The 25,128-nt window shown below is 72.8% G+C and carries 25 protein-coding genes and 1 tRNA gene; 12 read left to right on the plus strand and 14 right to left on the minus strand.

What is annotated here, in order from left to right:
• Positions 1-30: 30 nt before the first annotated feature.
• Positions 31-516: an LEA/WHy family protein gene (locus DRV96_RS11180; protein WP_119291010.1), complete on the minus strand. Its 486-nt coding sequence runs from the start codon at positions 514-516 to the stop codon at positions 31-33.
• A gap of 65 nt (positions 517-581) precedes the next feature.
• Here DRV96_RS11180 and DRV96_RS11185 point away from each other — a divergent pair.
• Together DRV96_RS11185 and DRV96_RS11190 are read left to right on the plus strand one after the other, a co-directional pair.
• Positions 582-655: transfer RNA gene (locus DRV96_RS11185), tRNA-Gly, on the plus strand.
• 71 nt (positions 656-726) lie between these two features.
• A complete protein-coding gene (locus DRV96_RS11190) occupies positions 727-1,656 on the plus strand; it encodes a GGDEF domain-containing protein (RefSeq protein ID WP_235823371.1) in 930 nt (309 codons plus the stop codon).
• A gap of 19 nt (positions 1,657-1,675) precedes the next feature.
• Here the strand turns inward: DRV96_RS11190 and DRV96_RS11195 are convergent, their stop codons facing one another.
• From DRV96_RS11195 to DRV96_RS11205, 3 genes are read right to left on the minus strand one after another with little or no spacing between them, the layout of a single operon-like run.
• On the minus strand, positions 1,676-2,749 hold the full coding sequence (locus DRV96_RS11195) for an FkbM family methyltransferase (protein WP_119291012.1): 1,074 nt from the start codon (positions 2,747-2,749) through the stop codon (positions 1,676-1,678).
• A complete protein-coding gene (locus DRV96_RS11200) occupies positions 2,746-4,224 on the minus strand; it encodes an NAD-dependent succinate-semialdehyde dehydrogenase (protein ID WP_119291014.1) in 1,479 nt (492 codons plus the stop codon). Before DRV96_RS11200 ends, DRV96_RS11195 begins: the two co-directional genes overlap by 4 nt.
• A gap of 34 nt (positions 4,225-4,258) precedes the next feature.
• Positions 4,259-4,993, minus strand: a complete 735-nt coding sequence (locus tag DRV96_RS11205) for an SIMPL domain-containing protein (RefSeq protein WP_210757027.1) — start codon at positions 4,991-4,993, stop codon at positions 4,259-4,261.
• Between the two features lie 125 nt (positions 4,994-5,118).
• Between DRV96_RS11205 and DRV96_RS11210 the strand changes: the two genes are divergently transcribed.
• From DRV96_RS11210 to DRV96_RS11225, 4 genes are all read left to right on the plus strand, one after another.
• Positions 5,119-5,361, plus strand: a complete 243-nt coding sequence (locus tag DRV96_RS11210) for a type II toxin-antitoxin system Phd/YefM family antitoxin (RefSeq protein WP_119291016.1) — start codon at positions 5,119-5,121, stop codon at positions 5,359-5,361.
• A 2-nt stretch (positions 5,362-5,363) separates the two neighbouring features.
• Complete coding sequence (locus DRV96_RS11215; RefSeq protein WP_119291018.1) at positions 5,364-5,807, plus strand: type II toxin-antitoxin system VapC family toxin; 444 nt, start codon at positions 5,364-5,366, stop codon at positions 5,805-5,807.
• A gap of 6 nt (positions 5,808-5,813) precedes the next feature.
• A complete protein-coding gene (alaS, locus tag DRV96_RS11220; protein WP_119291020.1) occupies positions 5,814-8,456 on the plus strand; it encodes an alanine--tRNA ligase in 2,643 nt (880 codons plus the stop codon).
• A gap of 97 nt (positions 8,457-8,553) precedes the next feature.
• The gene (locus tag DRV96_RS11225) at positions 8,554-9,747 is read left to right on the plus strand and encodes a glycosyltransferase (protein ID WP_119291022.1); all 1,194 of its coding nucleotides are present in this window, start codon (positions 8,554-8,556) and stop codon (positions 9,745-9,747) included.
• Here the strand turns inward: DRV96_RS11225 and mgtA are convergent.
• Positions 9,734-12,367: a magnesium-translocating P-type ATPase gene (gene mgtA, locus DRV96_RS11230; protein WP_119291024.1), complete on the minus strand. Its 2,634-nt coding sequence runs from the start codon at positions 12,365-12,367 to the stop codon at positions 9,734-9,736. The two genes, DRV96_RS11225 and mgtA, sit on opposite strands and share 14 nt — an antisense overlap.
• 24 nt (positions 12,368-12,391) lie before the next feature.
• Positions 12,392-13,195, minus strand: a complete 804-nt coding sequence (locus tag DRV96_RS11235) for a ChaN family lipoprotein (RefSeq protein WP_119291026.1) — start codon at positions 13,193-13,195, stop codon at positions 12,392-12,394.
• A gap of 30 nt (positions 13,196-13,225) precedes the next feature.
• Between DRV96_RS11235 and DRV96_RS11240 the strand changes: the two genes are divergently transcribed.
• Positions 13,226-14,008, plus strand: coding sequence for a UPF0149 family protein (locus DRV96_RS11240; protein WP_119291029.1), 783 nt, complete (start codon positions 13,226-13,228; stop codon positions 14,006-14,008).
• Between the two features lie 27 nt (positions 14,009-14,035).
• Here the strand turns inward: DRV96_RS11240 and DRV96_RS11245 are convergent, their stop codons facing one another.
• Genes DRV96_RS11245 through DRV96_RS11255 form a run of 3 tightly spaced genes read right to left on the minus strand, consistent with a single transcriptional unit; the run spans position 14,036 to position 16,906 of the window.
• Positions 14,036-15,031 carry a cytochrome d ubiquinol oxidase subunit II gene (locus DRV96_RS11245; RefSeq protein WP_119291032.1) on the minus strand — a complete coding sequence of 332 codons (996 nt, stop codon included), beginning with the start codon at positions 15,029-15,031 and terminating at the stop codon, positions 14,036-14,038.
• Positions 15,028-16,383 carry a cytochrome ubiquinol oxidase subunit I gene (locus tag DRV96_RS11250; RefSeq protein WP_210757028.1) on the minus strand — a complete coding sequence of 452 codons (1,356 nt, stop codon included), beginning with the start codon at positions 16,381-16,383 and terminating at the stop codon, positions 15,028-15,030. The genes DRV96_RS11245 and DRV96_RS11250 overlap by 4 nt, the downstream gene beginning before the upstream one ends.
• A 13-nt stretch (positions 16,384-16,396) precedes the next feature.
• Positions 16,397-16,906: a GbsR/MarR family transcriptional regulator gene (locus tag DRV96_RS11255; RefSeq protein ID WP_210757029.1), complete on the minus strand. Its 510-nt coding sequence runs from the start codon at positions 16,904-16,906 to the stop codon at positions 16,397-16,399.
• A 214-nt stretch (positions 16,907-17,120) separates the two neighbouring features.
• On the opposite strand from DRV96_RS11255, the gene coaBC reads away from it, so the two are divergent.
• Positions 17,121-18,371 (plus strand): bifunctional phosphopantothenoylcysteine decarboxylase/phosphopantothenate--cysteine ligase CoaBC, encoded by a 1,251-nt coding sequence (coaBC, locus tag DRV96_RS11260; RefSeq protein WP_119291036.1) that lies wholly within the window; start codon positions 17,121-17,123, stop codon positions 18,369-18,371.
• Positions 18,368-18,817 (plus strand): dUTP diphosphatase, encoded by a 450-nt coding sequence (dut, locus tag DRV96_RS11265; RefSeq protein ID WP_119291038.1) that lies wholly within the window; start codon positions 18,368-18,370, stop codon positions 18,815-18,817. Before coaBC ends, dut begins: the two co-directional genes overlap by 4 nt.
• A 6-nt stretch (positions 18,818-18,823) precedes the next feature.
• On the opposite strand, the gene DRV96_RS11270 is transcribed toward dut, so the two are convergent.
• Entirely contained in the window at positions 18,824-19,450 is a 627-nt protein-coding gene (locus tag DRV96_RS11270; protein WP_119291040.1) for a LysE family translocator, read from the minus strand.
• 13 nt (positions 19,451-19,463) lie between these two features.
• Complete coding sequence (locus DRV96_RS11275; protein ID WP_119291043.1) at positions 19,464-19,985, minus strand: FKBP-type peptidyl-prolyl cis-trans isomerase; 522 nt, start codon at positions 19,983-19,985, stop codon at positions 19,464-19,466.
• Between the two features lie 104 nt (positions 19,986-20,089).
• Between DRV96_RS11275 and DRV96_RS11280 the strand changes: the two genes are divergently transcribed.
• The 3 genes from DRV96_RS11280 to DRV96_RS11290 all read left to right on the plus strand — a co-directional run bounded on the left by DRV96_RS11280 (position 20,090) and on the right by DRV96_RS11290 (position 22,037).
• Positions 20,090-21,175, plus strand: a complete 1,086-nt coding sequence (locus DRV96_RS11280; RefSeq protein ID WP_119291084.1) for a cupin domain-containing protein — start codon at positions 20,090-20,092, stop codon at positions 21,173-21,175.
• Complete coding sequence (locus DRV96_RS11285; RefSeq protein WP_119291045.1) at positions 21,172-21,663, plus strand: hypothetical protein; 492 nt, start codon at positions 21,172-21,174, stop codon at positions 21,661-21,663. The genes DRV96_RS11280 and DRV96_RS11285 overlap by 4 nt, the downstream gene beginning before the upstream one ends.
• 116 nt (positions 21,664-21,779) lie before the next feature.
• Entirely contained in the window at positions 21,780-22,037 is a 258-nt protein-coding gene (locus DRV96_RS11290) for a hypothetical protein (protein ID WP_119291087.1), read from the plus strand.
• A gap of 103 nt (positions 22,038-22,140) precedes the next feature.
• Here the strand turns inward: DRV96_RS11290 and DRV96_RS11295 are convergent, their stop codons facing one another.
• The 3 genes from DRV96_RS11295 to dapA form a co-directional block, all read right to left on the minus strand.
• The gene (locus DRV96_RS11295; protein WP_119291048.1) at positions 22,141-22,929 is read right to left on the minus strand and encodes an MBL fold metallo-hydrolase; all 789 of its coding nucleotides are present in this window, start codon (positions 22,927-22,929) and stop codon (positions 22,141-22,143) included.
• A gap of 16 nt (positions 22,930-22,945) precedes the next feature.
• Positions 22,946-24,106 carry an outer membrane protein assembly factor BamC gene (bamC, locus tag DRV96_RS11300; RefSeq protein ID WP_119291050.1) on the minus strand — a complete coding sequence of 387 codons (1,161 nt, stop codon included), beginning with the start codon at positions 24,104-24,106 and terminating at the stop codon, positions 22,946-22,948.
• 89 nt (positions 24,107-24,195) lie between these two features.
• Positions 24,196-25,077 carry a 4-hydroxy-tetrahydrodipicolinate synthase gene (gene dapA / locus DRV96_RS11305; RefSeq protein WP_119291052.1) on the minus strand — a complete coding sequence of 294 codons (882 nt, stop codon included), beginning with the start codon at positions 25,075-25,077 and terminating at the stop codon, positions 24,196-24,198.
• Positions 25,078-25,128: the final 51 nt, after the last annotated feature.

The raw sequence follows: 25,128 nt of genomic DNA on the forward strand, positions 1-25,128 counted from the left end.
GTCGCCGCGCCGCGCCGGCGAAGCCGCGCGTCAGCGCCCGAGCAGCGAGGCCGGCAGTTCGATCTCGGCGGTCGACTCGAACGGCGCGCCGCCGATTCCTGGGCCGTGCATGCGCCCGCGCAGGCGCACGTCGAAGCGACGCCGCTCGCCGCTGGCCAGGCCGATGACCTGGCGCACCACGGCCCAGGCCGACACCGAGGCCGGCACCATCAGCACCGTCTCGCCGAAGGCGGGCACCTGACCGCGCTCGGGGCTCACGCCGAACGCGAACGACTGGCCGCCGACGTCGAGGTCGAGCGACACGCCCTGGAACTCGAGCGGCACCTCGTTCGGGTTCTGTACGCGCAGCTTGACCGCAAGGCGCATCTCCAGCCCCTCGCCGGGCAGCGGCTCGACGCCGACCAGGTTCACGCGCAGCGGCTCGCGGCCGAGCACGCCGGCACAGCCGCCGAGGCCCGCCAGCGCGAACGCGGCCACGGCGGCCATGCTGCGACGACACCAGCTGCGCCTGTCCATCGACGGTCTCCGGGGGTGATCCACGCTGCAGTCTAGCGCCCGGCCGCGCTACACTTGCACGGCTTGCGGGTGTAGTTCAATGGCAGAACGGAAGCTTCCCAAGCTTCATACGAGGGTTCGATTCCCTTCACCCGCTCCAGATGTCGAGGGCCGCCGCGTGCGGCCCTCATCGTTGCGGTGCCACCGTGGCGCCGGCCGCGGGGAGCGCGCATGAACACCACACCGTACCAACTGCTGCGCGTCGGCCACACGGCCGACCTGTCGTCGTCGCCGTGGGGGCCGTTCGAGGTGCACGCCTGCGCCGACCTCGACGCCGCCGCGGCCGCGCTGCGCGAGCGCCACGTCGACGCGCTGTGCCTGGCGCCGGCCACCGACGGCGACGCGCAGCGGCTGCTGCACTGGAGCGCGCTGTCGCACGCGACGCTCGGCGCCGCCGTCGTCGTCGCGGTGCCAGTCGTGACGCCGTCGCTGGCGGTGCCGCTGCTCGAGCGCGGCGTGCAGGACGTGCTGGCCCACGCCGAGGCCAGCGCGCTGACGCTGGCGCGCTCGCTGCGCCTGGGCATCGAGCGCAAGGCGATCGAGCGTGCGGCGCGCAAGGCCTACGCGACCGACCTCGCCAGCGGCCTGCCGAACCACGCGCAGCTGCTCGAGCACATGACGCACCTGCTCGCGCTGCGCGAGCGCGAACCGGCGCCGATGGCGCTGCTGGTGCTGCGCATCGAGGGACTCGCGACGGTCGCGGGCAACCTTGGCGTCGAGGCGGCCAACGTGCTGCGGCGCAAGGCCGCGGTGCGGCTGCGCGCGGGCCTGCGCGCGAGCGACGTCGTCGCGGCGCTGGGCAGCGACACGTTTGCGGTGCTGCTGGCGTGGATCGACGAGCACGCGTCGAGCCGGCTGGTGGCCGACAAGCTCGTCACCGCGCTGCAGCAGCCGTTCACGGTGGCCGGCACGACGGCGACGCTGGCCGTCAGCGTCGGCATCGGCGACTACCCCGAGCACGGGCGCGACGCCGACTCGCTGCTGCGCCGCGCGATCGGCCAGGCCACCGCGGCGGCGAGCGTCGGGCGCGCCGGTTTCGCGAACCGCGTCGAGCGCGGTGCCGCGACGGCGGCCAACGACGAGCTGCCGCCGGCCTTTTGAGTGGCGGGCGGCCGCGCGATCAGCGCAGGTCGAACGCGACGAAGCGCCCGTCGTCGTGCACTGCGCGCGGCCCCGCGGCGCGCAGCCGCTGCGCGAAGCGCGGGTACAGCTGCAGCCACCAGTCGCACGCGGCGGCGACGACGACGAACTGCAGCCCCTGCGCGCGCTGGCGCTCGAGCTCGGCCAGCGCCGCGGCGTCGTCGGCCGGCGCGCCGCCGTATTCGCAGTCGAGTTCGACGAAGGGCACGCGCGTGCGCCGCGGCAGCACCTGCAGGCTGCCCCACGCGTCGTCGTCGATCAGCGCGTAGCGGCTGCCGGGCGGCACGACGGCCATCAGCTCGTCGAAGCACTCGGCGGCCCAGTGGTCGCCGAGCCGCCACGCGCTGTCGAACACCTCGTCGAGCGCGACGTGGCGTGCGGGGTCCTCGTCGCCGGTGCGCTCGAGGCAGACGACCTCCCACGCCGACAGGTCGCGCCGGATGCGAAAGCCCGCGGCGTACAGCCGCTCGACCAGCGCGCGCGTGCGCTCGCGGCCGAGCTGGCGCTCGTGCAGCTCGGTGACGATGCGCGTGAACGGCCGCAGGTCCATGATCGGCAGCAGCGCGTGCTCGCCGCCCTCGACGTCCATCACGAGCAGGGTCGGGTGCAGGCGCTCGATCACGGCGTTGAGCGGGCGCACCGGCACCTCGACGACGCGCGTCGCGCCGGCACCGGGCTCGGCCGACGAGGCCCAGAACGCGTCGTGCAGGTAGAACGGGCGCACGCCCTCGCGTTCACCGAGCATGCACATCTGCAGCTGCGGCGCGACGCCGTTGAGGCGGTACGTCGTGCGGATGCGCGGCTCGAGCTCGGGGTTGGCCTCGAAGGTGTGCACGCGGTCGCTGCCGATGCGCTGCGCGCAGAACGTCGACAGCAGCCCGACGCCGGTGCCCAGCTCGAGCACGACGTCGTCGGGCTGCAAGGTGGCCGCCAGCGCGCGCAGCTCGGGCGCCTCGTAGGTGCCGGCGCGCATCGCCTCGCGCACCGCGGGATCGAGGTCGTCGCCGACCTCGAGCTTGACGCCGGCGATCTCGACGATGTCGGGCGCGCTCAACGGTTCAGGTCGCCGAGGCAGAGGTACTTGATCTCGACGTAATCGTCGATGCCGTGGTGCGAGCCCTCGCGTCCGAGGCCCGACTGCTTGACGCCGCCGAACGGCACCTCGGCGGTCGAGATCAGCCCGGTGTTGATGCCGACCATGCCGTACTCGAGCGCTTCGGCGACGCGGAAGATGCGCCCGATGTCGCGGCTGTAGAAGTAGCTCGCCAGCCCGAACTCGGTCGCGTTCGCGAGCGCGATCGCCTCGGCCTCGGTCTCGAAGCGGAACACCGGCGCGACCGGGCCGAAGGTCTCCTCCTTCGCGCACAGCATTTCGCTGGTGACGTCGGCGAGCACGGTGGGGGTGTAGAAGCGCTCGCCGATGCGCGTGCCGCCGACGACGACCTTCGCGCCCTTCGCGACGGCGTCGGCCACGTGCGCCTCGACCTTCGCGATCGCCTGGTCGTCGATCAGCGGGCCCTGCGTGACGCCGGCCTCGAAGCCGCTGCCGACCTTGATCGACTTCGATCGCTCGGCGAGCTTGGCGACGAAGGCGTCGTAGACGCCGGCTTGCACGTACAGCCGGTTCGCGCACACGCAGGTCTGGCCGGCGTTGCGGTACTTGCTGATCATCGCACCTTCGACGGCGCTGTCGAGGTCGGCGTCGTCGAACACGATGAACGGCGCGTTGCCGCCGAGCTCGAGGCTGATCTTCTTGATCGTCGGCGCGCACTGCGCAGCGAGGATGCGGCCGACCTCGGTCGAGCCGGTGAAGCTCAGGTGGCGCACCACGTCGCTCGCGCACAGCACCTTGCCGATGGCAATCGAGTTCGCGCTGTCGGCGCTCAGCACGTTGAGCACGCCGGCCGGCATGCCGGCGCGCTGCGCGAGTTCGGCCGCCGCGAGCGCCGACAGCGGCGTCTGCTCGGCCGGCTTGATGACGACGGGGCAGCCGGCGGCCAGTGCCGGTGCCACCTTGCGCGTGATCATCGCGATCGGGAAGTTCCACGGCGTGATCGCCGCGCACACGCCGATCGGCTGCTTGATGACGAGGTAGCGCTTGCTGGGGTCGGTGGTCGGGATCGTCTCGCCGTAGACGCGCTTGGCCTCCTCGGCGAACCACTCGACGAAGCTCGCACCGTAGACGACCTCGCCCTTGGCCTCGGCCAGCGGCTTGCCCTGCTCGGCGGTCATGATGCGTGCGAGGTCGTCGGCGTACTGGTGCAGCAGGCGGAACCACTGCATCAGGATCGCCGCGCGCTCCTTGGCCGTCTTCGCGCGCCACGCCGGCCAGGCGCGGTGGGCGGCGGCGATCGCCGCGTCGGCGTCGGCCGGCCTACAGTTGGCGACGTCGGCGAGCTTCAGCCCGGTGGCCGGGTCGGTGACGGCAAAGCGCCCGCCGCCGCCGACCCACGCGCCGTCGATCAGCGCGTCGGTCCTCAGCAGGGTGGCGTCGGCGAGCGTCGACAGCGGGGAAGTCTTCATGTCCATCGGGGTCTCCTGGATTCCGTTCAGCGCAGATCGGTCAGCGCAACTCGTACTCGAAGGTGCTGACCACGCGCAGCCGCTTCGTGCGCGAGCTGCCGTCGTCGAAGCCCTGGCCGTCGCTGCCGCTGATCGTGATCACGCCCTGGTTGGCGTTCTTCAGCTTGCCGAGCTGCGCACCGGCCTCGGCGGCGAACTTGAGCGCCTGCTCGCGCGCGTTGCGCGTGGCCTCGGCGAGCAGCGGCGCCTTGACGTCGTTGAAGCCGCGCAGCTGGTAGCGCGGGCCGGGGCCGCCGGGGCCGTCGTCGTTGCCGGTCAGTTGCACGCCGGCCTGGATCAGCGGGTCGACGGCGAGCGCCGCGGCTTCGACGGCGGCCACGCGCGCGGTCTTGACGACGACGCGGCCGACGCCGTTGAAGCGCAGCGGCTGGTTGCCCTGCGCGTACTCGCGCGCGAACAGGTCCTGCACCTGCAGCGGGCGCACCTCGATCTCGGCGTCGGCGAAGCCCTGCGCGCGCAGGAACTCGACGACGCGGTCGCGGTCGTCGGCGAGCGCCTTCTGCACCGCGCCGAACTCGTTGCCGCCGCGGCGGAACGTCAGCGTCCATGTCGCGAAGTCGCTCTCGACGTCTTTCTCGGCCAGCCCCTTGACGGTGACCGAGCGGTCGGCCATGCGGAAGCGCTCGAGCCCGGTGCCGACGAGGAAGCCGGCGAGCACCAGCCCCGCCGCCAGCAGCAGCGCGGCGACCATGCGGGCGAGCGGCGCGTCGTTCATCGGGTGGGACACAGGTCGTCGAGACGGAACCCGATTACACCGCAGCCACCTGACTCGCCGATGGCAGGCTAGAATTTGGTTGATTCAACCAACAGCGTGACATGCAATCGGCTGGAAAACGAGCGATGGAAACGGTGGGGCTGTTCGAGGCCAAGACGCACCTGTCGGAACTGATCGCGCGCGCCGAGCGCGGCGAGGAGGTCGTGATCACGCGTCACAACAAGCCTGTGGCCAAGCTGGTGCCGGTCGGCAGTACGGAGCCCGACGCGGCCGCGCGGCGCGCTGCGGTCGACGCGCTGCTGCGCTCGGCGCGCGGCCGTCGGCTCGGCCTCGACTGGAAGGCGCTGCGCGACGAGGGCCGCCGGTGAGCATGCTGGCGGGTGGGTTCGTGCTCGACAGTTCGGTTGCGCTCGGCGCCTTCTTCGAGGACGAGCAGGACGCGTACTCGATTGCCGTGTGGCAGTCGCTCGACGAGGCACAAGCCTTCGTGCCGGCACTGTGGCACCTCGAGATGGGCAACATTCTGTCGCGCGCGCTGCGTGCAGGGCGGATCACGCCCGATGCGATCGACGACAGCTGGGACCGCATCCGCGTCGTCGGTCTGCGGGTGCTGCCGCTTGTCGCCGACGCGCGCCACTGGGCGCAGCGCGCGGCCGACTGGGGCCTTTGCGCCTACGATGCCTGCTACCTCGACGCGGCGCTGCAGCAGCGCCTGCCGCTGGCGACCAAGGACCGCCAGCTCGCCGACACCGCGCGCCGCATCGGCGTGCCGATCTACCTCGCTCACCTTCAATTCGAACCTTCGATCCGCTGACCGACGATGAAAGCCGCCGAGATCCGCTCCATGTTCCTCAAGTTCTTCGAGTCCAAGGGCCACACCATCGTGCCGTCGAGCCCGGTGGTGCCCGGCGACGACCCGACGCTGCTGTTCACCAACGCCGGGATGAACCAGTTCAAGGACGTGTTCCTCGGCTTCGACAAGCGGCCGTACACGCGCGCCGCCACCGCGCAGAAGTGCATCCGTGCCGGCGGCAAGCACAACGACCTCGAAAACGTCGGCTACACCGCGCGTCACCACACGTTCTTCGAGATGCTCGGCAACTTCAGCTTCGGCGACTACTTCAAGCGCGACGCGCTCGTCTACGCGTGGGAGCTGCTGACCGAGCACTTCAAGCTGCCGGCCGACCGCCTGTGGGCGACCGTCTACGCCGAGGACGACGAGGCCTACGACATCTGGGTCAAGGTCATCGGCCTGCCCGCCGAACGCGTCGTGCGCATCGGCGACAACAAGGGCGGCCGCTACCAGAGCGACAACTTCTGGATGATGGGCGACACCGGCCCGTGCGGCCCGTGCTCCGAGATCTTCTACGACCACGGTCCCGAGGTCACCGGCGGTCCGCCGGGTTCGCCCGACGCCGACGGTGACCGCTACATCGAGATCTGGAACAACGTCTTCATGCAGTTCAACCGCACCGAAGACGGCCAGATGCACCGGCTGCCCAAGCCGAGCGTGGACACCGGCATGGGCCTCGAGCGGCTGGCCGCGGTGCTGCAGCACGTGCACAGCAACTACGAGATCGACCTGTTCGCGAACCTGCTCGCGGCCACACGCGAGGCCGTGCAGGCTGCCGGCGGCCCGAAGGTGCCCGACCTGCAGACGCCGAGCCTGAAGGTCATCGCCGACCACATCCGCGCGTGCAGCTTCACGGTCGCCGACGGCGTGATCCCCGGCAACGAGGGCCGCGGCTACGTGCTGCGCCGCATTGCGCGGCGCGCGATCCGCCACGGCTACAAGCTCGGCGCGCGCAAGCCCTTTTTCCACACGCTGGTGGCGCCGCTGGCCGCCGAGATGGGCGACGCCTACCCCGAGCTGCGGCGCGACCTCGTGCGCATCACCGACGTGCTCAAGCAGGAGGAGGAGCGCTTCTTCCAGACGATCGCCAACGGGATGGAGATCCTCGAAGGCGCGCTGTCCGACATGGCGACGCAGGGCACGAGGCAGCTCGATGGCGAGCTCGCATTCAAGCTGCACGACACCTACGGCTTCCCGCTCGACCTCACGGCCGACGTGTGCCGCGAGCGCGGCGTGACGGTCGACGAGGCGGGCTTCCATGCCGCGATGAACCGCCAGCGCGAGCAGGCGAGGGCAGCGGCCAAGTTCAAGATGGCGCAGGGGCTCGAATACACCGGCGACGCGACCGCGTTCCACGGCTACGAGCACCTGGTGTGCGAGCACAGCAAGGTCGTCGCGCTGTACGTCGACGGCACGCCGGTCGTGAAGGCGCGCGCCGGCGACGACGTCGTCGTCGTGCTCGACCACACGCCGTTCTACGCCGAAAGCGGCGGCCAGGTCGGCGACCGCGGCGAGCTGCGCAACGCGCGCTCGCGCGTCGTCGTCGACGACACCGTCAAGGTGCAGGCCAGCGTGCACGGTCACCAGGGCCGCGTCGTCGAGGGCGAGGTCGAGCTCGGCGACGTGTTCGTCGCGCGCGTGGACGCCGAGCGGCGCGCGCGCACGATGCGCCACCACAGCGTCACGCACCTGATGCACAAGGCGCTGCGCGAGGTGCTCGGCGGCCACGTGCAGCAGAAGGGCTCGCTCGTCAACGACGAGCACACGCGCTTCGACTTCAGCCATCCGGCGCCGATGACGCCGCAGCAGATCGCGCAGGTCGAGGCGCTGGTCAACGCCGAGATCCTCGCCAACGCGGCGACGCAGGCGCGCGTCGTGCCGCTGGACGAGGCGCAGAAGATGGGCGCGGTGATGCTGTTCGGCGAGAAGTACGGCGAGACGGTGCGCGTGCTCGACATCGGCTCGAGCCGCGAGCTGTGTGGTGGCACGCACGTCGCGCGCACCGGCGACATCGGCCTGTTCAAGATCGTGATGGAAACCGGCGTCGCCGCCGGCGTGCGCCGCGTCGAGGCCGTCGCGGGCGACCGCGCGCTCGCGTACCTGCAGCGGCTCGAAGCAACGCTCGACGGCGTGGCCGCCGCGCTGAAGGTCGCGCCGGCCGAGGCGCCGCAGCGCGTCGCGGCCGTGCTCGAGCACGTGCGTGCGCTCGAGAAGGAGGTCGCGGCGCTCAAGGGCCGGCTTGCCAGCGCGCAGGGCGACGAACTCGTTGCGCAGGCCGTCGACGTCAAGGGCGTCAAGGTGCTCGCCGCGACGCTCGAAGGCGCCGATGCGAAGACGCTGCGCGAGACGCTCGACAAGCTCAAGGACAAGCTCAAGACCGCGGCGATCGTGCTGGCGACGGTGGACGGCGGCAAGGTGCAGCTCGCCGCCGGCGTGACGGCCGACAGCACGGGCAAGGTCAAGGCCGGCGAGCTCGTCAACTTCGTCGCGCAGCAAGTCGGCGGCAAGGGCGGCGGCAAGCCCGACCTGGCGATGGCCGGCGGGACCGATGCCGCGGCGCTGCCGCGCGCGCTCGCGTCGGTCGCGGGCTGGGTCGGCGAGCGCGTGTAGGGCGGCCGGCCACGCCGTCACGCGGCCGACGCGGCGCGGTCATCGCGCCGTCATCGGCCGTGCCGAGCATCGCCGCCATCTCCGACGGGCGGCGGCAATGACGACGAAGGCGACGGTCGATCTGGTGTACTTCAACGCCGGCGGCGGCCACCGCGCCGCGGCGCAGGCGCTCGAGGCCGTGATCCGTACGCAGCGCCGGCCGTGGACGGTGCGGCTGGTCAACCTGACGCAGGTGCTCGACCCGCAGGGGCTGTTTCGCAAGCTCACCGGCTTCGACCCCGAGGACCTGTACAACAAGCGCCTGCAGCGTGGCTGGACGCTCGGCCTCGCGCACGAGCTCAAGCTGCTGCAGGCCGGCATCCGCCTCGCCCACCCGACGCTGGTGCGCACGCTGCAGCAGCACTGGCTGCGCACCGAGCCCGACCTCGTCGTCTCGCTGGTGCCCAACTTCAACCGCGCGCTGTACGACAGCGTCGCCAGCGCCTTGCCCGGCGTGCCGTTCGTGACCGTGATGACCGACCTCGCCGACCACCCGCCGCGGTTCTGGATCGAGGCCGGGCAGCGCCAGCACCTGGTGTGCGGCACGCCGCAGGCACTGGCGCAGGCGCGCGCGGCCGGCTACGCGCCGCCGCAGCTGCACCTGACGTCGGGGATGATCCTGCGCCCCGACTTCTACGCGCCGCCCGCGGTCGACCGCGACGCCGAGCGCCGCCGCCTGGGCCTGGACGGCCACGGGCCGGTGGGCGTCGTGCTGTTCGGTGGCCACGGCTCGCGCGCGATGCTCGGCATCGCGCGGCGGCTCGCCGACCGGCCGCTGATCCTGATGTGCGGCCACAACCGCGAGCTCGCGCAGCGGCTGCGCGAGATGCCAGCCGCGGCACCGCGCGTCGTCGTCGAGTTCACACCCGACGTCGCGCACTGGATGCGGCTGGGCGACTACTTCGTCGGCAAGCCGGGGCCGGGCAGCGTCAGCGAGGCGGTGCACTGCGGGCTGCCCGTCGTCGTCACGCTCAACCGCTGGACGATGCCGCAGGAGCGCTACAACGCGCAGTGGGTGCGCGAGCAGGGCGTCGGCGTCGTGCACCGCAGCTTCGCGACGGTGCGCGAGGCGGTCGACGAAGTCGTCGCGCGTCTGCCCGCGCTGCAGGCGGCGGTGCGCCGCATCGACAACCGCGCCGTGTTCGAGGTGCCCGAGATCCTGCACGACGTGATGGCCGGCGCGCAGGTGCTGCGCCGCGCGTGCGCCGCCGCGCCGTCGACGGCGGTCAGCGAGACGCTCAGCGCGGCGTGACGGCGCGCCGGCGGCGCGGGCGCGCGCGGTAGAAGACCCGCTTGGCCAGCTCGGTGCTCGCCGCATAGCCGGCGACGATCGCCAGCGCCGCGACGAGCAGCGTCGGCGGCAGCGCCTGCAGCCCGAACAGCGCCGCCACCGGCCCGGCGTACGGCAGCAGCACAGCGGCCAGCCCGACGGCCACCGTCGTCGTCCACAGCAGCCGGCTCGGCGCGCTGCGCCACGCCGCGGCGCGCGTGCGCAGCACCAGCACGACGACCAGCTCGGTCAGCACCGAGACGACGAACCAGGCGGTCTGGAACTCGCGCTCGCCGGCGTCGAACACCTTCAGCAGCAGCGCGAACGTGATCAGGTCGAACACGCTGCTGACCAGCCCGAACACGATCATGAAGCGGCGCGTGTCGTCGATGCTCCAGCGCGTCGGGCGCGCGAGCTGGTCGGCGTCGACGCGGTCGGTCGAGATCGCGATCGACGGCAGGTCCGACAGGAAGTTGTTGAGCAGAATCTGCTTGGCCAGCAGCGGCAGGAACGGCAGCAGCGGCGTGGCCAGCGCCATGCTGACCATGTTGCCGAAGTTGGCGCTCGTCGTGATGCCGATGTACTTCAGCGTGTTGGCCATCGTGCGGCGGCCGGCCTGCACGCCGCGCGCGAGCACGCCGAGGTCGCTGTGCAGCAGCACGACGTCGGCGCTCTCGCGCGCGACGTCGACGGCGCCCTCGACCGAGATGCCGACGTCGGCCGCGTGCAGCGGCGGCGCGTCGTTGATGCCGTCGCCGAGGTAGCCCACCGCGTGGCCGGTGCGCTGCAGCGCGCGCACGATGCGCTCCTTCTGCTGCGGGTCGAGCTCGACGAACAGCACGGTGCGCGGCGCCATGTGCCACAGCGCCTCGTCGCGCATCGCCGCGACCTGTTCGCCGGTCAGCAGCGCCTGCGCGTCGAGGCCGACCGCGCGCGCGACGTGCGCGGCGACGTGGCGGTTGTCGCCGGTCAGCACCTTCACGTCGACGTGCAGCGCCGTCAGCGCGCGCAGCGTCGCCGCCGCGTCGGGCTTGGGCGGGTCGACGAAGGCGAGGAAGCCGGCGAACGCGAGCCCGGTCTCGTCGTCGCGGTCGTAGTCGGCCTGCGCCGGCAGCCGCCGCAGTGCCAGCGCCAGCACGCGCAGGCCGCGCTGGCCGAGCCCGGCGGCCTGCGCGTCGAGGCGCTCGCGCGTCGCATCGTCGAGCGGCTGCGCGGTGCCGTCGCGCCAGACGCCGGTGCACTGCGCGAGCACCTGCGCGACCGCGCCCTTCGTGATCAGCAGGTGCGTCGCCGCGTCGGCACCGTCGCGCTCGTCGGCGACGACGATCGTCAGCCGCCGGCGCTCGAAGTCGTACGGGATCTCGTCGACCTTGCGCCAGCCGGCCGTGGTGATCCCGCGCCGTTCGGCCTCGGCCACCAGCGCCGCGTCGAGCGGGTTGTCGATGCCGGTCTCGAACGCGGCGTTCAGGCAGGCCCAGTGCAGCGCGTCGGCGCTGTCGCGGCCGTCGGCGTCGAGCGCGGCGTCGAGCGTCATCCGGCCGACGGTCAGCGTGCCGGTCTTGTCGGTGCACAGCACGTCGATGCTGCCCAGGTTCTCGATCGCCTCGAGGCGGCGCACGATGACGCCTTCGCGCGCCATCTGCCGCGCGCCGGCCGACAGCGTGACGCTCAGGATCGCCGGCAGCAGCTCGGGCGACAGCCCCACCGCGAGCGCGACGGCGAACAGCAGCGAGTCGATCGCCGGGCGGCCGAGCGTGTAGTTGACGGTGAGCACGAACAGCACCATCACGACCATCACGCGCACCAGCAGCCGCCCGAAGCGCTGGATGCCGCGCGCGAACTCGGTCTCGGGCTCGCGCGCGCGCACGCGCTCGGCGATCGCGCCGTACGCGGTGTCGGCGCCGGTGCGCTCGACGAGCACGCGCGCGGTGCCGCTGCGCACCGAGGTGCCGAGGAACACGGCGTTGCCGCGCTGCGCCAGCGCGGCGTCGGCCGGCACGTCGTCGGCCGGTCGCTTCTCGACCGGGAACGACTCGCCGGTCAGGCTCGCCTCGGCGACGAGGAAGTCGGTGGCGGCGAGCACACGCCCGTCGGCCGGGATCAGGTGGCCGGCGGCGAGCTCGATGACGTCGCCCGGCACCAGCTCGCGCGCCGGCACCGTGGCGAGCTGGCCGTCGCGCCACACGCGGGTGGTCAGTGCCAGCCGCGCGCGCAGCGCGGCCACCGCGTTCGACGCGCGGTACTCCTGCGCGAAGCCGAGCGCCGTGCTGCCGAACACGACGGCGAGGATGATCGCCGCGTCGAGCCAGTCGCCGAGGGCCATCGACACCACGGCGCCGAACACGAGGATCAGCACCAGCGGGCTCTGGAACTGGCGCAGCGCGAGGCGCCACGGGCCGGCGGCGTCGGCCTCGGCGACCGCGTTCGGGCCGTGCGCCGCGAGGCGCTGCGCGGCGTCGGCGGCGTCCAGGCCCTCGGGACGCGAGCGCAGCGCCTGCAGGCGCGCGGCGGTCGGGCCGGCCCAGAAGGCAGTCTCGGCCGGCTGTCCCGCCGTGGCCGCTGCGGCGGGCGCGGCGACGGGCGGCGGGCGGGGGCTCGACACGGGAACGCGCAGCGTCGCGTCGGGTCAGCGCGGCGCGGCCGGACGCCGCTGCAGCTGTTCGCGCAGCTGCTCGCAGGCGTCGGGCTGCGGCGTCACGGCGGCGGCCCGCCACTCGTCGGCGACGAGGCCCGCGAGCGGCGCGCCGAACATCACGATGCGCACCGGCAGCGCCGGCGGCAGGTGCAGCGGCACGCCGCGGTCGCGCGACGCGTGCTGCGCGCCGGTGAGCAGCAGCACGTCGCGGCCGCCGGCGTCGGCGGCCAGCGCGGCGACGGTGTCTGCCATCGCGCGGTCGCGCGCGATCTGGATGCGCACCATGCCCGGTTCCTGGCTCGCCGGCAGCAGCCCGCAGTGGCCGTCGCGCACCTCGCGCGCGAGCAGCGCGCGCACGCCGTCGGCGACCTGCGCGTCGAGCGTCTCGTCGCGCATCGCGTCGCGCATCGCGCCGCGCGGCAGGTTGCCGCCGTGCACCGGCACGCGCGCGCGCACCGCGTTCATCACGACGGGGGCGTAGGCCTCCCACGGCCAGCCGTTCCACGCGAGCGCCTCGCGCACCTGCGCCTCGCCCGCGTCGGGCGGCAGGCCGCGCGTGTCGCGGCCGCGGTCCGCCATCTCGAGCACGACGGCGGCCAGCGTGCCGGCCGCGGCGCGGTCGCGCACCTCGTCGGCCACCTGGCGCTGCTGGTCGGGCTGGTCGTGCTGCTCGCCGAAGATCAGCACGGCGGCCGGGGCGCCGGCAGCGGCGGTGGTGAGGATCCCCGCGAGCGCGGTGGCGATCGCAAGATGCGTCGGACGCAGCGGTGGACGGCGTGGGGTCGGGCGGTGCATGCAGCCAGCATACCTGCGACACTGTCGACCATGTCGACGCCCCCGCCACCGACCAGTTCCGACGCCGAGATCGACGCGCTCGAGGCCGTGTGCGAGCGGCTCGCGGGCTTCAACCGCGACGTCTCGCTCGAGTGGGTCGATGGCTTCATGACGGCGCTGCTCGCCGGCCCGCGCACCGTGATGCCCAGCGAGTGGCTGCCGGCGATGTTCGGCGACGCGTTCGAGCGCACCTTCGCCGATCCCGACGACGTGCGCCAGGCGATGGCTGCGCTGATGGGCCGCTGGAACGTGATCGCGCGCCAGCTCGACCCCGAGGCGCTGCTCGACGAGCCCGACCGCCTGCGGCTCGCGCCGCTGATGTCCGACCTCGGCGACGAGTCGCGCGCGCGCCTGCTCGCCGAAGGCGCGTTGAGCGAGGCCGACATCGCGCGGCTGCCGCCCACCGGCGCCATCTGGGCCGAGGGCTTCCTCGATGCGACACAGGCTTTCGCGCAGGACTGGCCCGAGCCCGACGTGTCGACCGACGACGGCCGCTTCTACGGCGACGCGCTGATGGGCGTCGTCGCGCTGACGCTCGGCGAGGCCGAACTCGCGCAGTACCTCGCCGAGCACTACCCCGGCCAGACGCTCGACCGCGACGACCTGATCGACGAGGCCTGCTACGCGGTGCAGGACCTGCGCGTGTACTGGCTGGACCACGCGCCGCGGCCCGAGACGGTGCGCGTCGCGCCGAAGCCAGGCCGCAACGACCCGTGCCCCTGCGGCAGCGGCAAGAAGTACAAGAAGTGCTGTGGCGCCGCGACGCTGCCCTGAGCGCCCGGCCACGGTGTCGCGCCGGCGTCAGCCGTACGACAGCGGCTGCGCCTTGCCCCAGAACACGCGGTACGAGAACACGGTGTAGCCGACGATCGCCGGCACCGTGACGGCGCAGCCGATCAGGATCACGGCGAGCGACTCGGGCGCGCTGGCGGCCTGCCAGATCGTCAGCCGGTCCATCACGACGTACGGGAACAGGCTGTAGGCGAGCCCGACGCCGCCGAGCACGAACACCGCGACGGTGCCGACGAACGGTGCCCAGCACCAGCGGCCGAGCACGCGCGGCGAGTCGAGCACCCAGCGCACGCCGGCCAGCGCGACGAGCGTGGCCAGCGGGATCGGCATCAGCGCGATGAAGGCCGGCAGTGCGAACCACTTCGCGCGTACCGTGTCGCTGACCCATGGCGTCGCGACCGAGATCAGGCCGATGCCGAGCACCAGTGGCGGCCACGCGATCTTGGCCCAGCGCACCGCGCGCTTCTGCAGCGCGCCGTCGGTCTTTATGATCAGCCAGCCGGCACCGAGCAGCACGTAGGCCGCCGGCAGCAGCAGCGCGATGACGGCGGCGAACAGCGTGTATTCCCAGCCCGGTGCGAAGCCCGTGATGTAGCGCCCGAGCATCCAGCCCTGCGACGCTGCGGCGAGTCCCGAGCCGGCGAAGAACGCGAAGTTCCACAGCGGCTTGTGCTCGTCGTGCGCCTTGACGCGGAAGTCGAACGCGACGCCGCGCAGGATCAGGCCGACGAGCATCAGCGCCACCGGCAGGTACAGCGCGGTCAGCACCATGCCGTGTGCCTTCGGGAACGCGATCAGCAGGATACCCACGCCGAGCACGAGCCAGGTCTCGTTGGCGTCCCAGAACGGGCCGATGCTGGCGATCATCGTGTCTTTCTCGACGTCGGTCGCGCGGTGCAGCAGCAGGCCCACGCCGAGGTCGTAGCCGTCGAGCACGACGTAGGCCAGCATCGCCAGTCCCATCAGCGCGAGGAAGACGACCGGCAGCGACTCGGCCCAGCTCATGCGGCGCTCCCGGCGGGCACGGCCTTCGATGCCGGCGGCGCCGGCAGGTCCAGCGGCTTGGCCGCCATGTGCCGGATCACGGCGACGTAGGCGACGACGAGCGCCAGGTAGACCGTGACGTACAGCGCCAGCGTCAGCGCGATCATCGGCGCCGGCACGCGCGAGGCGACCTCGTCGATGCGCAGCAGGCCGTAGACCATGTACGGCTGGCGGCCGATCTCGGTGACGTACCAGCCGGCAACGGTGGCCACCCAGCCCGAGAAGCTCATCAACGCCAGTGCGCCCAGCAGCGGCCGCGGCAGCCGCTCGGCGACCCAGCCGCGGCGGCGGTACCACCACAGCCCGGCCCAGCTCGCCGCGAGCATCAGCAGCCCGGTGCCGACCATGATGCGAAAGCCGAAGAACACCGGCGCCACCGGGGGGTGCGAGCCGACGAATTCGTCGAGCCCGCGGATCTCGCCGTCGAGCTCGTGCGTGAGGATCAGGCTCGCGCCCTTCGGGATGCCGATCTCGAAGCGGTTCTCGCGCGCGGCCTCGTCGGGCCAGGCGAAGAGCAGCAGCGGCGCGCCGCGCTCGGTCTGCCACACGGCTTCCATCGCCGCGACCTTCTGCGGCTGGTGCTCGAACGTGTTCAGGCCGTGCAGGTCGCCGACGAGGATCTGCACCGGGATCAGCACCGCGCCGAGCGTGAGTCCGGCGCGCAGCACCTTCGGCGTCGCGGCGTTGGCCTTGCCCTTGAGCACCTGCCACGCGCTGACGCCGGCGATCAGGAACGCCACCGTCAGCCCCGAGGCGAGCAGCATGTGCGCGAGCCGGTACGGGAACGACGGGTTGAACACCACCTCGAGCCACGAGCGCACGAAGAACTCGCCGTCGCGGATCTCGAAGCCGGCCGGGGTGTGCATCCACGAGTTGAGGCTCAGGATCCAGAACGCGCTCAGCGTGGTGCCGAGGGCGACGAGGAACGTGGCCAGCAGGTGCACGCGCTCGCTGACGCGGCCGTGGCCGAACAGCATCACGCCGAGGAACGTCGCCTCGAGGAAGAACGCGGTCAGCACCTCGTAGCCGAGCAGCGGGCCGGCGATGTTGCCCACGCGCTCCATGAAGCCCGGCCAGTTGGTGCCGAACTGGAAGCTCATCACGATGCCGCTGACGACGCCGAGCGCGAAGCTCAGCGCAAACACCTTGGTCCAGAAGCGGTAGGCGCCGAGCCACGCGTCGTCGCGCGTCGCGATCCAGCGCCAGCGGAAGAACAGCAGCGTCCAGCCGAGCGCGATCGTGATCGTCGGGAACAGGATGTGGAACGTGATGTTGGCGGCGAACTGCATGCGCGCCAGGATCAGGGCGTCCATCGTCATCGTCCTCTCAGGGTTTGAGCGCGACCGCGCCCTTGACCTTGCCGCTGAACTCGAGCAGGCGCTGCACCTTGGCGCCCATCGCCATCAGCTGCTCGAGCGTGCGGCGGTCGAGCCGCTGCACGTCGTCGAACCAGGTCATCATCAGCTCGATCAGCTCGTGCATGCCGCGCATGCGCTCCTGCGCGATGCGGTCGGCCTCGTCGGTGGGCTCCTCGAGCAGCGCGTTGCGCAGCATCGACAACGTCGGCTCGATCTCGCGCCGGCGGCGCTCCTCGGCGAGCGTGCGGAAGACCTCCCACGCGTCGTGCGGGGCCTCGAAGTATTCGCGGCGGTCGCCGGGCAAGTGGCGCAGCGTCACGAGCCGCCACGCCTGCAGTTCCTTGAGCCCCATGCTGACGTTGCTGCGGCTGAACTCCAGCTTCGTCGCGATGTCGTCGGCGTTCAGCGGCGTCGGCGACACGAAGATCAGCGCGTAGATCTGGCCCACGGTGCGGTTGATGCCCCAGCGACTGCCCATCTCGCCGAAGTGGGCGACGAAGCTGCGCACGAGTGGGGTCAGGTGGGTCACGGCGTGCTCCGGGGCAGGTGTCGAGCGACGACTCGGCGATTGTTGCGAGTTTCAGAAAATTCTGAAAATTGTGGTCTTTGCAGCGTCGTGGTCGGCGGGCCGCCGGCGGCACGGCCGCGCCGGGCCGGCCGCCGTGGCGGCCTGGGGTACATTGCGCGCCACCATGAGCGACTCGCCGGGCGCCACCCCTGCCGACGCCGCCGGCGACCTCGCCGGCCGCCACTTCGTCCTCGGCCTGACCGGCGGCGTGGCCTGCTACAAGGCCGCCGAGCTCACGCGCGAGCTCGTGAAGGCCGGCGCGACGGTGCAGGTCGTGATGACCGAGGCCGCCGAGCAGTTCATCACCGCGGTGACGATGCAGGCGCTGAGCAACCGCGCCGTCTACACGAGCCCCTGGGACGCGCGCGCGCCGAACAACATGGCGCACATCAACCTGACGCGCGAGGCCGACGCGGTGCTCGTCGCACCGGCCAGCGCCGACTTCATCGCGAAGCTCGCGCAGGGCCGCGCCGACGACTTGCTGAGCCTCGCCTGCCTCGCACGGCCGATCGGGCGCTGCGCGCTGCTGGTGGCGCCGGCGATGAACCGCGAGATGTGGGCGCATCCGGCGACGCAGCGCAACGTCGCGCAGGTCGTCGCCGACGGCGCCGTCGTGCTCGGCCCCGCGAGCGGCGACCAGGCCTGCGGTGAAGTCGGCGACGGGCGCATGCTCGAGCCCGACGAGATCCGCGACGACGTGATCGCGTTCTTCCAGCCGAAGGTGCTCGCCGGGCGCAAGGTGCTCGTGACCGCCGGGCCCACCTACGAACCGATCGATCCGGTGCGCGGCGTGACGAACCTCTCCAGCGGCAAGATGGGCTTTGCGATCGCCCGCGCGGCGGCCGAGGCGGGCGCCGAGGTCACGCTGGTGGCTGGGCCGGTCGCGTTGCCCACGCCGCGCGGCGTCGCGCGCCTCGACGTGCGCACCGCGCAGCAGATGCACGACGCGGTGCTGCCGCTCGCGCCGGGGCACGACGTGTTCGTCGCCACCGCGGCGGTGGCCGACTGGCGCCCGGCGCAGGCCGCCGAGCGCAAGCTGAAGAAGGCCGACGGCCACGACGCGCCGACGATCGCGATGGCCGCCAACCCCGACATCCTCGCCGCCGTCGCGCGGCTGCCGAACGCGCCTTACTGCGTCGGCTTCGCCGCCGAGAGCCACGACCTCGCGAAGCACGCGCGCGACAAGCGCGTGCGCAAGGGCGTGCCGCTCGTCGTCGGCAACCTGGGCCCGGCAACGTTCGGCCGCGACGACAACACGCTGCTGCTCGTCGACGCGCAGGGCGAACGCGAGATGGGCCCGGGCACCAAGCTCGCGCTGGCGCGCGCACTCGTGCGCGAGATCGCGCAACGCCTGCCGGTCAAGGACACCGCATGACGACGATCGACCTGAAAGTGCTCGACGAGCGCGTCGCCGACGCGCTGCCCGCCTACGCGACGCCCGGCAGCGCCGGGCTGGACCTGCGCGCGTGCCTCGACGCACCGCTGAAGCTCGACCCCGGGCAGACGGCGCTGATTCCCACCGGCATCGCGATCCACATCGGCGACCCGGGACTCGCTGCACTGATCCTGCCGCGCTCGGGGCTGGGCCACAAGCACGGCATCGTGCTCGGCAACCTCGTGGGCCTGATCGACAGCGACTACCAGGGACCGCTGATGGTCAGCTGCTGGAACCGCGGCCACGCGCCGTTCGTCGTCGAGCCGCTCGAGCGCATCGCGCAGCTCGTGATCGTGCCGGTGGTGCAGGCGCGGTTCCGCCGCGTCGAGTCGTTCGAGGCGTCGCACCGCGGCGAGGGCGGGTTCGGCTCGACCGGCAAGGCCTGAGCGCCGCTACTTCGGCGCGAGCAGCAGCCGCGCGCCGAGCACGACCATCAGCGTGCCGCTGGTGCGAAACAGCGCCCGCACCGCGCGGTCGCTGCGGCGCAGCGCGTCGCTGAGGTGGCCGGCGGCGAGGCCCGCGAGCGCCTGCACGCCGATGCCGAGCACCGAGAACGCGAGGCCGAGCGCGACCGCGTCGGCCACCGGCGTCGTGCTGGCGGCCGGCACGAACTGCGGCAGGAAGGCGAGGAAGAACAGCGCCAGCTTCGGATTCAGCAGCGCCGACAGCGACCCCTGCCAGAACAGCCGCGCCGCGTCGAGCCGGTCGCGCGCGGCGTGCACGTCCAGGTGCGGCGCGGCGCGCCACATCTGCACGCCGATCCACAGCAGGTACAGCGCGCCAGCCACCTTCAGCGCAACGAACGCCGTCTCGGAGGCGCGCAGCAGCACCGACACGCCGAACGCGGCCAGCAGCGTGTGCGCCGCCAGCCCGACCGACAGTCCTGCGGCCGACACCAGGCCGGCACGCGGCCCCTGGGCGAGCGCGCGCGAGACGACGTAGACCATGTCGGGGCCGGGCGTCATCGCCAGCGCGAGCGACGCAGCGAGGAACAGCCCCCAGGCGATGTCGGTCGACATCGGCGGCCGCGCGTCAGTGCCGCGTTGCGCTCGACGGCGCCACCGGCAGCACGCTGACGTCGGGTGTGCCGACGCTGCGCGCCTCGATCTCGTCGGCGGTGGCCTCGCGCACGTCGCGCACCTTGATGTGCAGCCGCAGCGCCATGCCGGCCAGCGGGTGGTTGCCGTCGAGCACGACGTGCTCGGGGTAGACCTCGGTGACGGTGTAGACGCGGTCGCGCGGCATGCCCTGCGTCGTTGCGCCCTCGGGCAGGCCCTCGAAAGCCATGCCGGGCGTGACGTTGTCGGGGAACAGCGCGCGGTCCTCGAAGCACACCAGCGCGGGGTCGTAGTCGCCGAACGCGTGCTGGGGTTCGAGCTGCAGGCGGACCTCGTCGCCGACGGCGTGGCCGGCCAGCGCTTCTTCGACTTGGGGCAGCAGGTCGTCGCCGCCGAAGAAGAACTCGACCGGGGAGGTCAGTTCGTCAATGGGCTGGTTCTGCGCGTTCGACAGCCTCCACGTGAGGCTGACGACGCAAGGAGCGGTGATGCGCATGAAGGCATGATGGCACAAGCCGCGCGAGCGCCGACAATGGTTGCGTGACGCCCCCGATCGACGCCCCGACCCCGCTGCTCGGCGGGCTGAGCCCCGCCGCCTTCATGCGCCGCCACTGGCAGAGGAAGCCGCTGCTGGTGCGTCAGGCGCTGCCTGGCGTCACGCCGCCGCTGCCGCGCGCGGCGCTGTTCGCACTGGCCGCGCGCGACGACGTCGAGTCGCGCCTCGTCGTGCGCGACGGCGCGCGCTGGACGCTGCGCCACGGGCCGCTGCCGCGGCGCGCGCTGCCGCCGCTCGCGCAGCCGCGGTGGACGCTGCTCGTGCAGGGGCTGGACACGCACGTCGACGCCGCGCACGCGCTGCTCGCGCGCTTTCGCTTCGTGCCGCAGGCGCGGCTCGACGACGTGATGATCTCGTACGCGACCGACGGTGGCGGCGTCGGGCCGCACGTCGACTCGTACGACGTGTTCCTCGTGCAGGTGTACGGGCGGCGGCGCTGGCGCTGGGGTCCGGTGGCCGACGCGTCGCTCGTGCCCGGCGTGCCGCTGAAGATCCTGCGCCGCTTCACGCCCGAACAAGACGAGGTGCTCGAGCCCGGCGACCTGCTGTACCTGCCACCCGGCTGGGGCCACGACGGCGTCGCGGTGGGCGAGTGCATGACCTGCTCGGTCGGCTTTCGTGCGCCGCGGCACGACGAGCTGCTGCGCGAGCTGCTGCAGCGGCTGGCCGACCACGTCGACGACGACGCGCGGCTGTATCGCGACCCCGGTCAGCGCGCGACGCCGACGCCCGGCGAGGTGCCCGCCGCGCTGTCGGTGCACGCGCGCGCGCGGCTGCAGACGCTGCTGCGCGAGCCGCAGCGGCTCGACGCCGCGTTGGGCGAGTGGCTCAGCGAGCCGAAGCCGCACGTGTGGTTCGCGCCGGCTGGCGCCTGGCGGCCGGGGCAAGCTCTGCGGCTGGACCGCCGCACGCGCATGCTTTACGACGCGCGGCACCTGTTCGTCAATGGCGAGTCGTTTCGCGCCGGCGGCCGCGACGCCAGGCTGCTGCGCCGGCTCGCCGACGTCGGGCGTCTCGACGCCGAACACACGGCGCGCCTCTCGCCCGAGGCCGCCGCACTCGTCGCCGACTGGGTCGCGGCCGGCTGGCTGCACCCCGACGACGCACAAGCTGCAGGAGGGGCACGATGACCGAGACCCCGCGCGCACCGATCGACAGCCGGCAGGCGTTTCGCGCCGCCGTGATTGCGCTCGCGTCGGCCGCCGACGGCGAGCGCGCGCCGGTCGAGTGGTGGTGGTGCGACGCCGACTTCGCCGACTGGCCGCTCGACGACCCGGCGCTGATCGCCGCGCTCGGCGCGTGGCTCGCGCGCCCGGGCCGGCAGCTCACGCTGCTGGCCTGCGGCTTCGACGAACTCGTGCGCCGGCACCCGCGCTTCGTCGCATGGCGCCGCCACCAGGCGCATCGCGTGCTCGGGCGCGAGGTCGCCGTCGACGCGTCGCAGATGCCGACGCTGTTCGTCGCGCGTGCGCCGCAGGGCTTCGAAGTGCTCGACCGCGTGCGCTGGCGCGGCGTGTGGTTCGAGGGGGCCGAGGACTGGCGGCAGCGGCGCGAAATCGTCGATGCACTGCAGCAGCAGTCGGTGCCTTCGTTCGCGGCGACGACGCTGGGGCTGTAGGAAGTTTCTAAGGAATTTCCCGAATCTGGATAGAATCGCAGGTTGACCACGTTGGTGCACGTCTGCCGTGCCCTGCCGCGGCTATCCCCAACCTGCCACAACACTCGAGGATGAAGATGAACAAGTCGCTCCTGCTGGCCTCGCTGTTCGCGGCCGTCGCGCTGACCGCGTGCGGCAAGAAGGAAGAAGCCCCCGCGCCGGCCCCGGCGCCGGTGGCCGCTCCGGCTCCGGCCCCGGCGCCGGTGGCCGAAGCGGCGTCGGAAGCCGCCTCGGCGGTCGGCGCCGCTGCCGACGCCGCCGCGTCGGCCGTCGGCGCGGCTGCCGACGCCGCGGCCTCGGCCGTCGGCGCGGCTGCTTCGGCCGTCGGCAAGTAAGCGGCGCGCGGTGCCGGCGCTCGCGTCGGCACGGTGCACGACGGGCCGCCCTGCGGGGCGGCTTTTTCATGTCCGGGTGTCGGGCGACGTGCGGGTGGCGCGATCACGCCAAGCTGCGCCAGCCGCAGCCGTCGTCGGCATCGGCGACGGTGATCTCCGTCGGATCGGCACCGAGCGCATCGGCCAAGGCCTGGGCCGCCAGTTCCGGGCGGTTGTTGTGCACGCTCAGGTGCGCTGCGACGACGTGCCGCAGCGCGCGGTGGGCGCAGCGCCGCAGCAGCGCCGCGGCCTGGTCGTTGGCGAGGTGACCGCGATCGCCGCCGATGCGCCGCTTCAGGAACGCCGGGTACGGGCCGTCGGCGAGCAGGCGGCGGTCGTGGTTGCATTCGAGCAGCATCGCGTCGCAGCCGGCGACCTGCGCCTCGATCCCGTCGTCGAACGAACCGAGGTCGGTCAGCAGTGCGAGGCGGCGTGCGCCGTCGCCGACCGTCAGCTGCAGCGGCTCGCGCGCGTCGTGCGGCACCGCGAACGGGCGCAGTTCCAGCGCGCCGACGGCGATCGCGTCCCCGTGACGCGCCACGCGCAGCGACGGCGGCACGTCGGCGTCGCCGAGTGCAGCGGCGATCGCGTCGCGCGTGCCCGCACTCATCCACAGCGGCGTGCCGTGGCGGCGCGCCAGCGCGAGCGCGCAGCCCACGTGGTCGCCGTGCTCGTGCGTGACGAACACCGCGTCGATCGTCGCCACTTCGACGCCGCGGCGCGCCGCGCGGCGGCCGAGCTCGCGCAGCGGCAAGCCGCAGTCGACGAGCACGCGCGTGACGCGCGTGCCATCACGGGCCTCGATCAGCGTCGCGTTGCCGCGGCTGCCGCTGCCGAGGCTGCAAAAGCGCATCGCGGCGCAGCGCCGCCTACTTGAGGTCTTGCACGAGCGCGGCGACGATGCGCCGACCGACGTCGTCGGCCACCGGCGCGCCTTGCGCGTCGAGCACCGCGACCGTCGTGCGCGCGTCGCCGTCGGCGCGCACCGCGATGCGGTAGCGCACCGGCGCGGCCGCCGTCTCGCGGCGGCCGGTCAGCGGCGACAGCAGACGCCCGAAGAAGCCCGGCTGCGACGACTCGCGCGCTTCGACGCCGGGGTCGACGTAGCGCACGAAGTACAGGCCGCCGGCACGGTCGCGGTCCTCGACGGTGAAACCGGCGCGGTCGAGCGCGAGGCCCACGCGCCGCCACGCGCGGTCGAACGGCTCGTCGACCTGCAGCGCCGCGCCGGGCCCGCCGGTGAGTGCGCGTGCGCGCTCGGGGCGCTGCGGCGCCTCGGCCACCGCAGCGCGCGCCTGCGCCTCGGGGGCGCCGAGCGACGTCATCAGCCGCGTCAGGAACTCGGCCTCGAGCTGCGGATCGCTCGGGCGCGTCGTCCACTTCGTTTCGGCCTGCTGCGGCGCGACGTAGACCTCGACCAGGCCGCGGTGGCTGATGTAGATCTCGCTGCCGCCGTCGGCGGTGCGCTCGATGCGCGTGCGGAACTTGTCGCGTTCGCCCGTCGACCACAGGCCGTCGAGCACGCGCCCGATCGTGTTGCGGATGAAGTCCTGCGGGATCTTGGCGCGGTTTTCGGCCCAGTCGGTCTCCATCACGCCGGCGTCGGGGTTCTCGTAGACGATCGTGAAGCCGCGCTCCTGCCAGAAGCTCTTGACCCGAGCCCACAGCGCCTCGGGCGGCAGCGACGTGACGAGCCAGCGCTCGTTGCCGCTGCGCTCGATGCGGAACTCGCCGCGCGCGCCGACGGCCACCGTCGGCGCGCCGGCGGCGGCCGGGGCGGTCGGTGCGGCAGCCGCCTGATAGGCCGTCGCCGAGACGCTGCCGGCCTGCGGCACGTAGCGGGCTTCGCGCGACAGCTGCGACAGGTCGGGCGGCACTTCGAGCGGCGAGGTCTTCGCGGCCCTGCTGCGGTAGTCGATCTTGTCGCCGCTGAAGAAGTCCGTCGACGAACAGGCCGTCAGCGCCGCAGTGGCGGCGACGAGGCCGGTGAGCTGCAAGGCGCGGGCGAGGCGGGAAGGGGTGGCGGGCATCGGGTCGGGGCGGCCGTGCGTGCGGCCTGCAGGGCAGGGGGCGGAAAGCGCCGTCGTGGCGCGCGAGGCCAGCGGGCGGCGGTGGCGGCTCACAACAGGCCGCTGTCGCGCAGCGCGCGCTCGACCACCGGCTGTGCGGCGTCGCTGAGCGGCACCAGCGGCAGGCGCAGCGCGCCGCCGCAGCGGCCCAGCCGTGCCAGCGCCCACTTGACGGGTACCGGGTTCGGCTCGACGAACAGCTGCTTGTGCAGCGGCAGCAGGCGCAGGTGGATCTCGGTGGCGCGCTTCGCGTCGCCGGCCATCGCGGCGACGCACAGCTCGTGCATCGCGCGCGGCGCGACGTTGGCGGTGACGCTGACGTTGCCGTGGCCGCCGAGCAGCATCAGCGCGACCGCGGTCGGGTCGTCGCCGGAGTAGACGGCGAAGCCGGCGGGCGCCTCGCGGATCAGCCACGCTGCGCGCGCGATGTCGCCGGTGGCTTCCTTGATGCCGACGATGCCCGGCACCTGCGCGAGGCGCAGCACCGTGTCGTGCTGCAGGTCGGCTACGGTGCGGCCGGGCACGTTGTAGAGCACCAGCGGCAGGTCGACCGCCTCGGCCACCGCGCGGAAGTGGCGGTAGATGCCTTCCTGCGTCGGCTTGTTGTAGTACGGCACGACCTGCAGCGTGCAGTCGGCGCCGACCTTCTTCGCGAAGCGCGTCAGCTCGATCGCCTCGGCGGTCGAATTCGCGCCGGCGCCGGCCATCACCGGCACGCGCTTGGCGGCGTGCTCGACCGCGACGCGGATCACCTCGCAGTGCTCCTCGACGCTGAGCGTCGGCGACTCGCCCGTGGTGCCGACGACCCCGATGCAGTCGGTGCCTTCGGCGACGTGCCAGTCGATCAGGCGACGCAGCGCGTCGTAGTCGACGCGGCCGTCGTCGTGCATCGGCGTGACGAGCGCGACGATGCTTCCGGTGATCGGTCTCATGGTGGATCCTCGCAGTGCCGCGATTCTACCGGGCGGGGTCCAGGCCGACCG

It is taken from the genome of Azohydromonas sediminis, assembly GCF_003574675.1.
Lineage (GTDB): Bacteria > Pseudomonadota > Gammaproteobacteria > Burkholderiales > Burkholderiaceae_C > Calidifontimicrobium > Calidifontimicrobium sediminis.

Bases quoted from the DNA above. Each gene is read 5' to 3' on its own strand.
- DRV96_RS11180 (WP_119291010.1), bottom strand. From the start codon at position 516: ATGGACAGGCGCAGCTGGTGTCGTCGCAGCATGGCCGCCGTGGCCGCG.
- DRV96_RS11190 (WP_235823371.1), top strand. From the start codon at position 727: ATGAACACCACACCGTACCAACTGCTGCGCGTCGGCCACACGGCCGAC.
- DRV96_RS11200 (WP_119291014.1), bottom strand. From the start codon at position 4,224: ATGGACATGAAGACTTCCCCGCTGTCGACGCTCGCCGACGCCACCCTG.
- DRV96_RS11205 (WP_210757027.1), bottom strand. From the start codon at position 4,993: ATGAACGACGCGCCGCTCGCCCGCATGGTCGCCGCGCTGCTGCTGGCG.
- DRV96_RS11210 (WP_119291016.1), top strand. From the start codon at position 5,119: ATGGAAACGGTGGGGCTGTTCGAGGCCAAGACGCACCTGTCGGAACTG.
- DRV96_RS11215 (WP_119291018.1), top strand. From the start codon at position 5,364: ATGCTGGCGGGTGGGTTCGTGCTCGACAGTTCGGTTGCGCTCGGCGCC.
- alaS (WP_119291020.1), top strand. From the start codon at position 5,814: ATGAAAGCCGCCGAGATCCGCTCCATGTTCCTCAAGTTCTTCGAGTCC.
- DRV96_RS11225 (WP_119291022.1), top strand. From the start codon at position 8,554: ATGACGACGAAGGCGACGGTCGATCTGGTGTACTTCAACGCCGGCGGC.
- DRV96_RS11235 (WP_119291026.1), bottom strand. From the start codon at position 13,195: ATGCACCGCCCGACCCCACGCCGTCCACCGCTGCGTCCGACGCATCTT.
- DRV96_RS11240 (WP_119291029.1), top strand. From the start codon at position 13,226: ATGTCGACGCCCCCGCCACCGACCAGTTCCGACGCCGAGATCGACGCG.
- DRV96_RS11245 (WP_119291032.1), bottom strand. From the start codon at position 15,031: ATGAGCTGGGCCGAGTCGCTGCCGGTCGTCTTCCTCGCGCTGATGGGA.
- DRV96_RS11250 (WP_210757028.1), bottom strand. From the start codon at position 16,383: ATGGACGCCCTGATCCTGGCGCGCATGCAGTTCGCCGCCAACATCACG.
- DRV96_RS11255 (WP_210757029.1), bottom strand. From the start codon at position 16,906: ATGGGCAGTCGCTGGGGCATCAACCGCACCGTGGGCCAGATCTACGCG.
- coaBC (WP_119291036.1), top strand. From the start codon at position 17,121: ATGAGCGACTCGCCGGGCGCCACCCCTGCCGACGCCGCCGGCGACCTC.
- dut (WP_119291038.1), top strand. From the start codon at position 18,368: ATGACGACGATCGACCTGAAAGTGCTCGACGAGCGCGTCGCCGACGCG.
- DRV96_RS11270 (WP_119291040.1), bottom strand. From the start codon at position 19,450: ATGTCGACCGACATCGCCTGGGGGCTGTTCCTCGCTGCGTCGCTCGCG.
- DRV96_RS11275 (WP_119291043.1), bottom strand. From the start codon at position 19,985: ATGCGCATCACCGCTCCTTGCGTCGTCAGCCTCACGTGGAGGCTGTCG.
- DRV96_RS11280 (WP_119291084.1), top strand. From the start codon at position 20,090: ATGCGCCGCCACTGGCAGAGGAAGCCGCTGCTGGTGCGTCAGGCGCTG.
- DRV96_RS11285 (WP_119291045.1), top strand. From the start codon at position 21,172: ATGACCGAGACCCCGCGCGCACCGATCGACAGCCGGCAGGCGTTTCGC.
- DRV96_RS11290 (WP_119291087.1), top strand. From the start codon at position 21,780: ATGAACAAGTCGCTCCTGCTGGCCTCGCTGTTCGCGGCCGTCGCGCTG.
- DRV96_RS11295 (WP_119291048.1), bottom strand. From the start codon at position 22,929: ATGCGCTTTTGCAGCCTCGGCAGCGGCAGCCGCGGCAACGCGACGCTG.
- bamC (WP_119291050.1), bottom strand. From the start codon at position 24,106: ATGCCCGCCACCCCTTCCCGCCTCGCCCGCGCCTTGCAGCTCACCGGC.
- dapA (WP_119291052.1), bottom strand. From the start codon at position 25,077: ATGAGACCGATCACCGGAAGCATCGTCGCGCTCGTCACGCCGATGCAC.